At 75.6% G+C, this 14,142-nt stretch carries 9 protein-coding genes; all 9 read right to left on the reverse strand.

Annotation, left to right across the window (positions count from 1 at the left end):
* Nucleotides 1–20: 20 nt before the first annotated feature.
* The gene (locus GNZ18_RS20945; protein ID WP_156218230.1) at nt 21–905 is read right to left on the reverse strand and encodes an SDR family NAD(P)-dependent oxidoreductase; all 885 of its coding nucleotides are present in this window, start codon (nt 903–905) and stop codon (nt 21–23) included.
* Nucleotides 902–2,110, reverse strand: a complete 1,209-nt coding sequence (locus GNZ18_RS20950) for a macrolide family glycosyltransferase (RefSeq protein WP_156218231.1) — start codon at nt 2,108–2,110, stop codon at nt 902–904. The genes GNZ18_RS20945 and GNZ18_RS20950 overlap by 4 nt, the downstream gene beginning before the upstream one ends.
* Nucleotides 2,107–3,858: a hydantoinase B/oxoprolinase family protein gene (locus tag GNZ18_RS20955; RefSeq protein WP_156218232.1), complete on the reverse strand. Its 1,752-nt coding sequence runs from the start codon at nt 3,856–3,858 to the stop codon at nt 2,107–2,109. The genes GNZ18_RS20950 and GNZ18_RS20955 overlap by 4 nt, the downstream gene beginning before the upstream one ends.
* Entirely contained in the window at nt 3,855–5,954 is a 2,100-nt protein-coding gene (locus GNZ18_RS20960) for a hydantoinase/oxoprolinase family protein (RefSeq protein ID WP_216651390.1), read from the reverse strand. Before GNZ18_RS20960 ends, GNZ18_RS20955 begins: the two co-directional genes overlap by 4 nt.
* A complete protein-coding gene (locus GNZ18_RS20965; RefSeq protein WP_214618008.1) occupies nt 5,951–7,591 on the reverse strand; it encodes an ABC transporter substrate-binding protein in 1,641 nt (546 codons plus the stop codon). Before GNZ18_RS20965 ends, GNZ18_RS20960 begins: the two co-directional genes overlap by 4 nt.
* A gap of 58 nt (nt 7,592–7,649) precedes the next feature.
* Nucleotides 7,650–9,329: a dipeptide ABC transporter ATP-binding protein gene (locus tag GNZ18_RS20970; protein ID WP_312874650.1), complete on the reverse strand. Its 1,680-nt coding sequence runs from the start codon at nt 9,327–9,329 to the stop codon at nt 7,650–7,652.
* Nucleotides 9,326–10,225, reverse strand: coding sequence for an ABC transporter permease (locus tag GNZ18_RS20975; RefSeq protein ID WP_156218233.1), 900 nt, complete (start codon nt 10,223–10,225; stop codon nt 9,326–9,328). The genes GNZ18_RS20970 and GNZ18_RS20975 overlap by 4 nt, the downstream gene beginning before the upstream one ends.
* A gap of 5 nt (nt 10,226–10,230) precedes the next feature.
* Nucleotides 10,231–11,220 (reverse strand): ABC transporter permease, encoded by a 990-nt coding sequence (locus GNZ18_RS20980; RefSeq protein WP_156218234.1) that lies wholly within the window; start codon nt 11,218–11,220, stop codon nt 10,231–10,233.
* A 113-nt stretch (nt 11,221–11,333) separates the two neighbouring features.
* The gene (locus tag GNZ18_RS20985; RefSeq protein WP_156218235.1) at nt 11,334–14,135 is read right to left on the reverse strand and encodes a family 78 glycoside hydrolase catalytic domain; all 2,802 of its coding nucleotides are present in this window, start codon (nt 14,133–14,135) and stop codon (nt 11,334–11,336) included.
* Between the last annotated feature and the right edge of the window lie 7 nt (nt 14,136–14,142).

A 14,142-nucleotide genomic window follows, 5' to 3' on the forward strand; every position in this document is an offset into this window, starting at 1 on the left:
GGACTCCCCTGATCACCCCCCTACTGCACCGCTTGCGGAGGGAGGGGATCCAGCCATGCTCCGGTCAGCTCGGCGACCGCCGCGCCGTCGGCGTCCGCCAGTTTCCGGGCGACGAGCGCGCGGGTGTCGGCGGCGGTCTGGACGCGCGCCGGCGGGTCCTCGGCGGCGAGCACGTCCACGATGGCGGCGGCGACGTCGGCGGCCGTCTGCGTGGCGGGGAGGCCGGGCAGCGTCCCGCCTCGCGCGGCGGCGTTGTCGAAGTAGCGTCGCAGCAGCTTCTCGTAGGGGCCCGCCTCGGCGAACAGGCGCGCCCAGTCGGTGCGGCGGACCGCGTCCGTGCTCAGCGGCCCCGGCTCCACGATCGACACCGCGACGCCGAGGCGCCGCGCCACCGGCGCGAAGCCCTCCAGGACGCCCTCCAGCGCGAACTTCGACCCGCAGTAGGCCTCCTGGAACGGCAGCCCGAGCGCGCCCGCGACGCTGCCGACCGCGACGAACCTGCCGCCCCCGGCGCGCAGGTGCGGCAGGGCGGCCTTGAGCAGCGCGACCGGGCCGAACACGTTCACGTCGAACGTCCTGCGGTAGCTCGCGAGGTCCTCGCGCTCGAAGGTGTCGACGCCGGTGACGCCCGCGCTGCTGACGATCGCGTGCAGGCCGCCGTGGCGGGCCGCGACGCCGTCCACGAACCCGGGCAGCGACTCCTCGTCGGTGACGTCCAGCTCCGCGACGTCGACCTCGGCGCCGGTCCGGGCGACCAGCTCGTCGAGGCCCGCGACGCGGTCGAGGGAGTGGACGGAGGCCACGACGCGGTATCCGCGCCCGGCGAGCGCGACCGCCGTGCTCGCCCCTACCCCCGATCCGCTGCCGGTGACGATCACCGCTCCGGTGGGCGGGCTCGCGGTCATGACGCCTCCTGTCGCGCCGGGCGGGCGAGGCGGGTCTCCAGGACCTCGGCCGCCCGGCGCGCGCCCCCGGCGGCCCGCGCGTGCGCCTGCAACTCCCGCACGCGCGCCCGGACCGCCTCGTCCGAGGCGACCGCCTCAACCTCCGCCACGAGCCGGTCGGCGTCCAACGCGGACGGCGGGATCACGCGCCCGGCGCCGAGTTCGAGGGTCCGCTCGGCGTAGGGCAGGAAGTCCGGGGCCGGGGGGACGATGACGACGGGCGTCGCGGTGTGCCACGCCTCGACCAGCGAGCCGCTGCCGCCGTGCGTCACGAACACCTCCGCGTGCTCCAGCACGCCGACGCCCGAGACCCAGCGGTGGACCTCCACGTTCGGGGCGAGCGCGGCGATCCGCTCGACGTCGGCGTCGGCGAGCCCGTCCCCGACCGTCACGACCACGTGCCAGTCACGGCCGGAGAACGCGCGGGCGACGGTCTCGAAGAATCCGGCGTCGCCGTTGCGTACGCTGCCCAGCGACACCAGCGCCACCCGGGACGCGCCCGCCGGGGGATCCCAGGTGCCGAGGAAGTCGCGTCCGCCGACGCTCGGCCCGACGAAGTGGACCAGCTCGGGGTCGAACGTCTCGTACGCGGGCTGGAGCCGGGACGGGACGAACGCGATCGTCAGCTCCTCCACCCGCCGCGTGCTCCACAGGAAGTCGCCGACCTGGTCGCCGAGCCCGAACCCCTCCAGCGCCCCGGCGATCTCCTCCACCGGGTCGGCGAGGCGGGCGTCCGGCGCGAGGCGGTCCCGGTGCTCGATGTAGGAGTAGTGCTCGTTGGACACCACGCTCGGGGTCAGCAGGACGGGCGGCAGTCCCCATGTCCTGGACAGGATCCGGCCCGCCTGGAACGCGGCCTCGTCGTAGGCGACGGCGTCGGGGCGCTCGTCGCCGAAGTGCTCGCGCGCGGCGCGCAGGATCGCGAGGTTCTCGCGGAAGAACGCGCGGGTCGCGGCGGCGGGGTCGTCCTCGGACAGGCTGGTGAGCGGGTCCAGGGAGGCGTAGGCGACCACCTCGGCGCCGAAGCGCCGGACCCGCTCGGCCAGCCCGTCGGCGACCACGTAGGTGACCCGGTGCCCGCGCCGGACCAGCTCGCTCACGAGGTCGAGCTTCGGCAGCACGTGCCCGTTCGAGGGGATGTCGAGGAACAGCAGATGCAGGCTCATGGGATGCTCCGATCTGTCGTATCGGCTGTGAGCGCCGTGTCCGGGCCGGTCTCTTGTGAGGGGGCGGTCCCCCACACCCGCCGCGTCAGGCCGTACACGTCGCGGGCCGCGGCCTCCGACACCAGCCCGTCGCGCACGTCGGCGCGGACGGCCGCGCGCGACCGCTCCCGGGGGTCGCCGTAACCGCCGCCGCCCGAGGTGTGGATCTCGATGACGTCGCCGCGTCCGAGCACGAGCGTGCTGTTGGTGCGCGGCACCGTGACCCGCCCATCCCGGTGGCGGACGACGCTCCGGTTCGCGGGGGCGGCGAGGCCGCCCGCCAGGCCGTAGGGGACGGTCTGCTCCAGCGCGCCCGACCCGATGCACACGACGCGGACGCCGTCCTGGTCGATGCGCCACCGCGAGAAGCCGCCGAGGCCGCCGCGCCACCGCCCCGCGCCCGCCGAGTCCGTCGCGAACCCCTGCTCCAGGACGGTCGCGGGCGCGCCGAGCTCGTGCAGTTCGACGTCCACCTCGCGGCCGCCGCCCATCGCGACGGGCGGGCCGATCGCGTCCCACCCGTCGAACCCGAGCACGGCCCCGGAGCCGCCCTTGAGCGCGCCGGTGGCGCCGAACGCGCGGCCGGTCCGCTCGTCGACCCCGACGGCGGCGAACGCGTAGCCCCGGCACCAGCCCGCATGGGTGATCGCCGGGTCGGCCCGCGACAGCGCCAGCCACACGGTCTCGACGATCGCCTCGCACGCGGTGATCGTGCACAGCGTGGTCGCGGCCGGTTCGACCGCGTGCGTGATCGTGCCGGGCCGGGTGCGGATCTCGACCGCCGCCAGGGCGCCGCCGTCGCGGCGCTGCGCGGGGTCGGTCACGCCGAACAGCGCGAGGAGCACCGAGGCGACGGTGTTGGCGCGGGTCGAGTTGGCGTAGCCGACGACCTGCGGGTCCGAGGCGGTGAAGTCGAACACGGCGCGGTCCCCCGCCACGGTGAGCGCGAGCCGGACCGCGATGGGCTCGCGGTGGTGCTCGCCGCCGTCGTCGAGGTGCCGGACGGCCTCGTAGGTCCCGTCCGGCCAGCGCGCGATCTCCGCGCGCATGTGCCGGGCCGAGGCGGCGAGCTGGATCCGCACGGCCTCCAGCACCGGCTCGACGCCGAACGCGTCGAGCATCGCGAGCAGCTCGCGCTCCCCGATCGAGGCCGCGCCGATCTGGCAGTGCAGGTCGCCCTCGACCGCGTCGCGCAGCCGCAGGTTCAAAAGGATCAGGTCCCAGACGTCGTCCTGCCGCTCGCCGCCCCGGTACAGCCGGACGGGCGGGATCCGCAGCGCGTCCTCGTAGCAGTCCCGGGCGCCGGGGTTGTAGCCGATCTCCCCGCCGCCGCCGACGTCGGCGTGGTGCCCCTTGGTCGCGGTCCAGAAGCGCAGGACGCCCCGGTGGAAGACGGGTTTGAGGACGGTGACGTCGGGCGGGTGGTTGTTGCCGTGGTAGGGGTCGTTGAGGACGAAGACGTCGCCCTCGCCGACGTCCCCGGCGAACTTGGCGAGCACGCCCTCGTAGGCGCTCGGGAGCGAACCGGCGAGCACGGGGATGAAGTCCTTGGTGGCGATCCAGGCGCCGTCCGCGTCGAAGATCCCGGTCACGAAGTCGCGGCTCTGGAACGCCGCCGACCGGCAGGACCGGAGCATCGCGTCGGCCATCCGCTCGGCGATCGCGTGCAGCCGGTTGCCGACCACCGAGGCCAGGATCGTCCCCGTCATCGGACCGCCTCCAGACGGGTCTCCCGCAGCGCGGCCAGCACCTCGGCCCGTTCGCGGTCGGCGGCGAACACGAGCGTGGTGCCGTTCGCGGTGACCTCGAACGCGAACCCGGGCGGGACCACGATGGTCGTGCCCGCTCCCGCCAGCAGCGCGGGACCCTCCTGGCGCTCGTCCACGGGCACCGACCGCACGCTCCGGACGGGCACCTCCCGGAACGCGCCGTCGAACCACGCGCGCCGCACGCCGTCCGGCTCCACCGGCCCGGACGGGGCGGGCGCGCTCCGGGGCGCGGCGGTGGGCGTGCGGGCTTCGAGCCGCAGGTTCACGACCTCCACCGGCACCTCCGGTTGCGCGAAGCCGTAGAGCCGGTCGTGCAGCCGGTGGAACCGCTCGACGAGCCCGGCGACCGCCGCCGCGCCGCCGCTCGGCACGGCCGGGAACGGCACCGTGATCTCGTGGACCTGGCCGATGTAGCGGACATCGGCGAGCCGGGTGAACTCCACGCTCGGGCCCGCGTCGGCGGCGCCCTCCAGCACGGCGAAGGCGGCGTCGACCTCGGCGGCGTCGACGCCCGTGGCGCGCGGGTCGCGGCCCCGGCCCAGCAGCGTGCGGACGTGGTAGCTGACGAGGTCGGCGCGGAGCATGCCCCGCGCGCACAGCACCGACGCGCCCGCCGGGACCACGACCAGCGCGATCCCGAGGTCGCGGGCCAGCTCCACCGCGTGCACCGGCCCCGCGCCGCCGGCCGCGACCAGGGCGAGCCGCCCCGGGTCGAGGCCGTGTCTGGCGGTCGCGAGCCGCAGGCTGTCGGCCATCTCGGCGTTGACCGCCCGGTGCACGCCCGCCGCCGTCTCGACCGTCCCGAGCCCGAGGTCGCGCCCGAGGGCCTCGACCGCGCTGGCCGCCAGGTCCGCCGACGGCACGAGGCCCTCGCCGAATCCGCCCGCCAGGTAGCCGAGGAGGAGGTCGGCGTCGGTGACCGTGGCGAGCCGTCCGCCGCGTCCGTAGCTCGCCGGGCCGGGGTCGGCCCCCGCGCTCTCGGGGCCGACGCGCAGCAGCCCCCCGGCGGTCGCCCGGGCGATCGACCCGCCGCCCGCGCCGATCGTGCCGATGTCGAGCATCGGCACCGAGACCGGATGACCCGCCGGTTCGGCGCGCGTCGTGATGCCGGTGACGCCGCCGGACGACAGGCTCACCTCGAAGCTCGTCCCGCCCATGTCGACCGCCATCGCCTCGGGCACGCCGAGTTCGGCGACGACGTCCGCGACGGCGGCGGGCGCGCCCGCCGGTCCCGACAGGAGCGTGTTCACCGCGCGCTCGGCGGCCCGCTCCAGGGGGACGACCCCGCCGTTGGACTGGACGATCAGCACCGGGCCCGGGTAGCCGAGGGCGGCCAGCCGGCCGGCGAGGCGGTCGAGGTGGTCGCGCAGCACCGGCCCGACATAGGCGTTGAGCACGGTCGTCGAGGTGCGTTCGAACAGCCGGACCTCGGGCGCCACCCGCGACGACACCGACAGGAACACGCCGGGCAGCTCCGCGGCGAGGATCTCCGCCGCGCGCCGCTCGTGCGCGTCGTTGAGGTAGGAGAACGCGAAGCAGACGGCGACCGAGGCGACCCCGGCCTCCCTGAAGCGGCGCGCGGCGCGGAGCACGCCGTCCTCGTCCAGCGGCGTCGTCACCTCGCCGGTGCGGTCGAGCCGCTCCCGCGCGGTCTCGATCAGACGGCGGGGCACGAGGGGCGGCGGTGGGGCGGAGCGCGAGTCGAACTGGTCGGCGCGGGCGCCCTGCCGCGCGAGCAGGACGTCGCGCAGCCCGTGCGTGGTCAGCAGGCCGGTCCGCGCGCCGGTGCCGGTGACCAGCGCGTTGGTCGTGATCGTGGTGCCGTGCACGATGACGCCGGTGCGGCCGAGCAGTGCGCGCAGCGGCAGCCCCGCCTTCGCCGCGAGCCCGCCGAGCCCGGTGACCAGGCCGTCCGCGGGCTCGGACGGGGTGGAGCCGGTCTTGTGGTCCAGCTCCATCCCGTCCGGGCCGAGCAGCGCCAGGTCGGTGAACGTGCCTCCGACGTCGACGGCGACGCGGTAGGGGCGGTCGGTCACGACAGCCAGACGTCCAGCAGCGCGGGCAGCCGCGCGTCGGCGTCCAGCGCGAAGCCGTGCACCTTCTTGCCCACCGCGACCACGGCGGTGTCCTCCACCAGCGGGGTGAACAGGCCCTCGGCGAGGACGCGGCGCTGGGCGTCGGCGACCAGCCTGCCCCGGGCCGCCTGGTCGGTGGTGGTCGCCTGCTTCTCCAGCAGCGGCTGCAGCGCCGCGTCCTGGACGTTGAAGAAGTTCGGGGGCGCGCTGGTGAACGTGCTGGCCAGGCCGACCCCGGCGTCCGGTCCCCCGGCGACGCCCGACAGGAACAGGTCCCACTTGTTCCGCGCCTTGAGCGCCTCCACCGACTGCGCGGCGGTCACCAGCTCGGGCTTCAGCTCGACGCCGATCTTCTTGTACCGGGCGGTGACGAGCTCGACGAGCGGCTGGTCCCAGGGGTTGCCGCGGTTGAGCCAGCCGAGCTTGAGCGTGAGGCGCCTGCCGTCCTTGGCCCGGATGCCGTCGCCGCCGGGCGCCCAGCCCGCCTTGTCGAGCAGCGCCGCCGCTGCCGCCTCGTCGGGCTTCAGCAGCGCGCTCTGGTCGGAGTGCCCGATCACCGCGCCGGTGACGACGCTGGTCGGCACGCCCCACTCGGAGGTGAGCAGCGTGTCGCGGATCTGCTTGGCGTCCACCGCCTTCACCAGCGCCTGCCGGACGGCCGGGTCCTTCAGCGGCGCCCGGTCGGCGCCGGTCACCACCAGGCCCTCGGCGAGCCGGGGCAGCCGCTGCGCGACGATCCCGAACCCGGCGGCGCGCACCGGCGCGATGTCGGAGGGGTTGAGCGCGCCCGCGAGCTGGACCTGGCCGGTCTTCAGCGCGCCGGTCCGCACGCTCGGCTCGGCGATGATCCGGTAGACGACCTTGTCGAGGTAGGCGTCGCCGTCGTGCCTCCGGGTCTTCGGCCCCCACTTGTAGCCGGCCCGCCTGGTGAGCACCACCTGGCTGTTGCGGACGTAGGAGCGGAGCACGAACGGGCCCGTCCCGATCACCTTGTCGAAGCGGTCCGCGATCGGCAGCGCCAGCGTCTTCGGCGCGAGGATGCCGAACCCGGGGTTGGTCACCCACAGCGGCCACGTCGGGTACGGCTTGGCGAACCGCTGCACGACCGTCCGCTCGTCGGGGGTGCTCGTCCCCTTGTAGCCGCCCTGGTCGAGCAGCGACAGCGGCGTCGACCCCACGGACGCGGCCCGGTTGGTGATGACGTCGTCGAAGTTGTCCTTGACGACCTTCGCGGTCAGCGGCGTGCCGTCGGAGAACGTCACCCCCTGCCGCAGCGTGAAGGTGAACTCGGTCGCGTCGGCGTTGGCCCGGAACGACTCGGCCAGCCAGGGCACCGGCTGCTTGGTCGCCGGGTCGAGCGCGAGCAGCGAGTCGACGATCGGCCGCGCGACCTCGCGGACCAGCGGCGTGACCGCGCGCGGGTAGATGCTGACGGGGTCGCCGCCGAGCGCGACGGTGAGGGTGCCGCCCGACTTGGGCGGGCCCGCCGCCCCCGAGCCCCCGGCCGACGTCCCGCCGCCGCAGGCGGCCAGCAGCAGCGCGGCGGCCGCCGCCGTGACGGATATCTTTACTTTTCCGACCGATATTGTTCGGAACACGGTTCGGGCTCGCTCTCCTTGTGGTGGTGGCTGTGTCTCGTGGTGGCCGGCGCCGGTTTCAGCGGCGGCCGGGGATCGCGTCGAGCAGCTCCCGCGTGTAGGCGTGCCGGGCCCCCGCGAAGATCTGCTCGGTGGGGCCGGACTCGACCAGCCGGCCCCGGCTCAGCACGCCCACCTCGTCCGCGATGTGCCGGACCACCGCCAGGTCGTGCGAGATGAACAGGTAGCTCACGCCCAGTTCGGCCTGGAGCGCGGCGAGCAGGTCGAGGATCTGCGCCTGCACGGAGACGTCGAGGGCGGACACGGGCTCGTCGCACACGAGCAGCTCGGGGTTGAGCACGAGCGCCCGCGCGATCGCGACCCGCTGCCGCTGCCCGCCCGACAGCTCGGCCGGCCGGCGGCGCAGCACCGAGGAGGGCAGCGCGACCAGGTCGACCAGCTCCGCCGCGCGGCGGCGGCGCTGCGCCCGCGAGCCCAGCCCGAAGGACGCGAGCGGGTCGGTGACGATCCGCTCGATCGGCCGCCGGGGGTCCAGCGAGGCGAACGGGTTCTGGTGGACGATCTGCATCCGGCGCCGCAGCAGGCGCTGCGCGCCGCCGCGCGAGCCGGTGATGTCCTCCCCGCCGAGGAACACGCGCCCGGCGGTGGGGTCGGCCAGCCGGAGGATCAGCCGCGCGGTGGTCGACTTCCCCGACCCCGACTCCCCGACCAGCCCGTACGTCCTGCCCCGGGGGATCGCGAAGCTCACGTCGTCCACGGCCCGTACGGTGCCGGACGAGCGGGGCGCCCGGAACTCCTTGACGAGCCCCTCCACGCGCAGGACCGGCCCGTCCGCCACGACGTCGGGGACGGCGTCCGGGAGGGCGTCGGGCTTCACCGCGAACGGGTCGCCGGGCGCGCCGCCCGGGACGGCGGTGAGCCGCACGCGGCGCGGACGCGGCGTCCGCGCGAGCCCGGGCGCCGCCTCGATCAGCGACCGCGTGTAGGGGTCGCGGGGGTCCGACAGCACCTCCCCGGGCGTGCCGCGCTCCACGATCGCGCCCGACCGCATCACCAGGACGCGGTCGGCGCGCTCGGCCGCGACGCCCAGGTCGTGGGTGATCAGCAGCAGGCCGGTGCCCGACTCGCGGACCAGCCCGCCGATGTGGTCCAGGACGCGGCGCTGCACGGTGACGTCGAGCGCGCTCGTCGGCTCGTCGGCCACGATGAGCCGGGGCCGCGCCGCGATCGCGATCGCGATGAGGACCCGCTGGCGCATCCCGCCCGACAGCTCCGAGGGGTAGCGGCGCGCCTGGGCCTCCGGGTCGGGGAGGCCCGCGTCGGCGAGCAGGCCGAGGGCGCGCGTCCGGGCGGCGCCGCGGTCGGCGTCCCCCGCCAGCCGCACCGCCTCGGCGACCTGCGCGCCGACCCGCTGGACGGGGTTGAGCGACGTGCCGGGGTCCTGCGGGATGAGTGCGATCTCCCGTCCGCGCAGCTCGCGCCACCCGCGCTCGGGCAGCGCGGTCAGGTCCCGCCCGTCGAAGGCGATGCGCCCGCCGGTGACCCCGGCCGCGCGCGGGAGCAGGCCGAGCAGGGCGTAGGCGGTGGTGGACTTGCCCGAGCCGGACTCGCCGACGATCGCGACCGTCTCGCCCTCCCCCACCGTGAAGCTCGCCGACTCCACCGCGCGGACGACCGAGCGCCGCGTGCGGTAGCGGACCACCAGGTCCTCGACCTCCAGGAGACGCGGGTTCGTCACCGGCCCGTCCCTTCGTCCTCGAACGCGCGCGACACCCGGTTGGCGGCCAGCACGGTCAGCGCGACGACCGTGCCCGGCAGGATCGACAGCCACCACGCGCCGCCGAGGAAGTCGCGCCCGGAGGAGACCAGCGACCCCCATTCGGGTGTGGGCGGCTGGGCGCCGAAGCCGAGGAAGCTCAGCGTGGTCACGCCGAGGACCGCCTCGCCGAACAGCAGCAGGGTCAGCGCCCACACCGGGCCCATCGAGTTCGGCAGCACGTGGCGCAGCAGGACGCGGGTCCGCCGCGCGCCGCCGGTCCGCGCCGCCTCCACGAACCCGCTCGCCGACACGCGCAGCACCTCGGCGCGCGTCACCCGCGCCGTGCTGGCGATCGCGGCCACGCCGATGGCGAGGCCGACGTCGGCGGTGTCGCCCTTGCCGAGCACCGCGACCAGCATCAGCGCGAGCAGCAGCCCGGGGATCGACAGCAGCACGTCCACCAGCCGCATGATGACCAGGTCGGCGATGCCGCGCAGGAACCCGGCGAGCAGCCCGAGCAGCGCGCCCGCGCCCAGCCCGACCGCCGTCGCCAGCGCCGCCGCCGGCAGCGTCCGGCCCGTCCCGTGGACGGTCTCGTCGAACAGGTCGCGGCCGAGGCGGTCGGTGCCGAACGGGTGGCCGAGCGAGGGGGCCTGGAGGCGCGCGCCGGTGTCGACCTCCAGCGGGTCGCCCGGCGCGAACAGCGACGGCTCGACCGCCGCGACGACGACCAGGCCCACCCAGATGACGGACAGGACCAGCCAGGGATTGCGCAGGAGCCCGCGCAGCAGGTGCCGCGCGTGTCCCGGGCGGTCCGCCGGCTCCGGTTCCGGGACGTGCTCGCCGGTCGTGAGGGCGAGGTCGGTGGCGGGCATCCGGCTCACCCCCGTCCCGCGAACGTGAACAGCGCGAGGCGCCCGGACGGGCCGCGCCCCGGCGCGCGGCGCGCCGCCGCCAGCCGCGGATCGAGCACCTGGTAGAGCAGGTCGACGGCGAGGTTGACGGTGACGAACACCAGCGCGCCCAGCAGCACCACGCCCTGCACGACGGGCAGGTCCTCCGCCGACACCGCGCCCTGCGTGATCTGCCCGAGCCCGTTCCGCGAGAAAACCACCTCGACCACGATCGCGCCGGTGAGCAGCCCGCCCACCAGCAGCCCGGCGATGGTCAGCGTGGGCAGCGCGGCGTTGCGCAGCACGTGCCGGACGTTCACCCGCAGCGGCCCGGCGCCCTTGGCGCGGGCGACGTCCACGTAGTCCTTGCCCAGCTCGTCGGCCATGCTCCGGGCGAGGACCTGCCCGATCAGCGCGGCGGGCTGGACGGCGATGGTGGCGGCGGGGAGCACGAGGCCGCGCCAGCCGCCCTCCCCGATGGCGGGGAACACGTTCCAGGTGAAGGAGAGCCACTGCAACAGCAGCAGGCCCACGACGAACGGCGGGATCGCGACGCCCAGCGGCGGCAGCCCGAGCAGCGTCCGCCGCAGCCGCCGCGAGCCGGTCGCGTTGGCGAGGACCGCGAGGCCGGTCCCGAGGAGGGCCCCGAGCGCGAGCCCCGCGCCGGCCACCGCGAGCGTCGGCGGCAGCGCGTCCCCGATCAGCGAGCGCACCGGCTCGCCGGACTGGACCGACCGTCCGAGGTCGCCGTGCAGCGCGCCACCGAGCCCGGTCAGGTACCGCTCCGTCAGCGGGCGGTCGAGACCCATCTCATGCCGGAGCTGGTCGACCTGCTCCTCCGTGACCCCGCTGGTGGTGCCCGCGGCGATCGCGGCCGGGTCGCTCGGCAGCGCGTACAGGACGGTGAACGAGAGCGTGTACGCGGCCCAGAGCACGAAGACGCCCTGGAGCACCCGTCCGGCCAGAAAACGCGCCATCGATATGAAAAACCTCCCCCCGCCGGACAATCCGGCGAATTCCCCCGAACCCGCGATTCGATCCATGCAAAGGCTGCCGTGAACGGCACGGCGGAAACCCCTTTCGCGCCCCCCTATGCCACCCCTGAATCGGCGGGCTCGGCCCGGGCGGCGAACGCGTGGACGCCGGGACCGACCTCGGCGCGCGTCCCGTCCGGGAGGACGACCTCGGCCGTCGTGCCGGGCGGAACCGTCACCTCCAGCGAGAACCGGCCGCCCTCGATCCGCCACGCGGACCCGATCCGCCCATAGGGGCTGTCCTGCTTCACCTCGGCCCAGGTCAGGCCGCCGCCCGGACGCGGCGCGACCGTGAACCGCCGGTAGGCGGGCACGTCCTCGTCGAGCCGGACGCCGCCGACGTCGCCGTGCAGGAACTCGACCACGCTCGCGCGCGTGGGCATGTTCAGCGCCAGGTTCGTGCGGCCGTCGGGCGTGATGCCGTCCCAGACCTCCCAGAACGTGGTGCCGCCGTTGTCGATCACCGACATCCAGGACCGCGAGCCCCGCCGCAGCAGCAGCTCGTAGGCGAGGTCGAGGTGGCCGTTCGCGGCGAGGACCGGCAGCAGCAGGTGCGTGGTGGGCAGCCCGGTGCCGGGCCGGGTCCCGGCGGCGTGGATCAGCTCCACCAGCCGCGCGGTCGTCCGCGCCCGCAGGTCCGCCGGGACGAGCCCGTACGCCAGCGCGCGCAGGTGCGTGGCCTGGGTGTCGCAGGTCAGCGCCCCGTCCGGGGTGATGAACTCGGCCTGCCAGGCGGCGCGGACGCTCTCCGCGAGCAGCCCGTAGCGCTCGGCGTCGTCCGGGCGGCCGAGGATTCCGGCGATCCGCGACAGCAGCCGGGCCGACCGATGGAAGTAGGCCGTCGCGAACGCCGCGTGGTCGCGGGCCCGCATCTCCTCCACCACGGCGGCGGTGAACGACTCCAGGTCGGTGATCCGGGCGATCCGCTGCCGGGTCAGCGTCACCGGCGGTTTCGGCGGCCCCGGTTCGAGGTGCTCGCCGAAGTGGTAGCCGGTGTCCCAGAGGAACTCCTCGTGCGGCGCGGGTTCGGGGCGCGCGGCGCGCCGCACGGGGTGCCGCTCGTCCCGCGCGACCCGGGCCACGCGGTCGACCCACGCGGTCATCGAGGCGTACTGCCGCGCGAGCAGCCCGTCGTCGCCGTAGGCCCGCCAGGTCTCCCAGGGCACCGACACGGCCGCGTCGCCGAAGCCCGCCTGCCCGTGCGGGATCGCGAACCGCGCCGTCAGGCTGCCGGGGCCGAGGGGGTCGGGGGCGTAGTTGCGCACGGTGCCGTCCGGCCACTGGTCGGCGGCGAGGTCGGCCAGCCACTTCGCGCTCAGCCCGGACACGTCGTGCACGAGGCGGGCGCCCCGGATGTTCCACCCGAAGTCGGTCCACCCCGCCAGTTCCCTGGTGATCTCGGCCATCGGGATGTCGCACGCCTGGTTGCGGTAGGTCCAGCAGGCGATGTCGTGGAGCCGCTCGACCCGCGCGTCGCTGCACCGGAACCAGCCGGTGCGGGGCAGGTCGGAGCTGACCGCGACCGCGGCGACGCCGCCCGGCGCGATCCGTCCCGGGTGGCCGTCGACGCGCAGGTAGCGGAAGCCGTGCCGGGTGTGCCGGGGCTCGAACGCCGGGCCCCCGGGCCCGGCGGAGACCACCAGGTCGCTCTGGACGCCGCGCGGCGGCTCGTACCAGCGCAGGGTGGCCTGGCCGCTCGACGTGTCGACGTCCCCGCCGTCCGGGGTGAGGGCCTCGGCGTGGGTCAGCCCGAGCAGCGTGCCGCGCGGGCCGAGGTCGGACAGCCGCACCCAGCCGCCCACGTTCTGGCCGAAGTCGACGATGTGCACGCCCCGCGCCGGACGGGTGACCGACACCGGGGCCAGCTCCTGGAGCCGCCGCACGGGCGGCGCGGGCGAGGAGATGAGCCGGGCCGCCGGGCGCTCGCGGAGCACGACCGGCGACCAGGGATCCCCCACGAGGCCGTTCTGGGGGGCGTGGGGGATCGTCCCGCCATGGGAGACCGGGCCGGGGGTGTGCCATCCGGCGGGTTCGTCGCGCAGGTCGGCGGCGACGCCGTCGAAGAAGTCGGCCGCCTTGACGGCCCCGACCGCCGACCGCCACCCCGGATTCGTCCCGGTCACCGTCGTCGTCCCGTCCTCGTGGTCGAGGTGGAGCTGGACGACGAGCGCGGTCCGGTCGCCGAACCCGTCGGGCAGGCGGTGGTAGGACGTCCGGCCCCGGAACCAGCCGTCGCTGAGGACCGCGCCGAGCACGTTGCCGCCCGTCCGGACCAGCCCGGTGACGTCGTAGGTCTGGACGTGGAGGTGGCTGCGGTAGGCGGTGAACCCCGGTGCCAGCTCGGCGTCCCCGACCCGCTCGCCGTTGAGGAACAGCTCGTACAGGCCGTGCGCCGTGGCGTACGCCCGCGCCCGGACGACCCCGCCGGGGGCGGTGAACCCGCCGCGCAGGTGGTAGGCGGGACGGAAGCCCGGCGGCGGCACCTCGCCCTCCGCGGGCCCGATCCAGTGCGCCGTCCAGTCGTCCGGGTCGAGCAGGCCCATCTCCCAGTGGACGGGCTCCGACCAGGCGCTGACACCGGCGCCGGTGCGGACCCGCACGGCGCAGCGCACGGCCGCCCGCGACACGAGCGGCGGGCCGCCGTAGGGGACGAACAGGCTCCTGTCGGACGCGACCCATCCGGTGTCCCACGGCTGGTCGCCCATATGGCCGGCGATCCGGTAGGCCCGCTGCCGCGCGGCTCCTTCCGGCAGCCGCCAGCTCAGCCGGGGGGACGGCTCGGTCAGCCCCAACAGCGCGGGCCGATGTTCGACCCGCAGATCGGTCGGCGCGGACACACCCCACCCCAGTTCGCCCATTCCGGAT

Source organism: Actinomadura litoris (genome assembly GCF_009733595.1).
In the GTDB taxonomy this organism is placed as follows: domain Bacteria; phylum Actinomycetota; class Actinomycetes; order Streptosporangiales; family Streptosporangiaceae; genus Spirillospora; species Spirillospora litoris.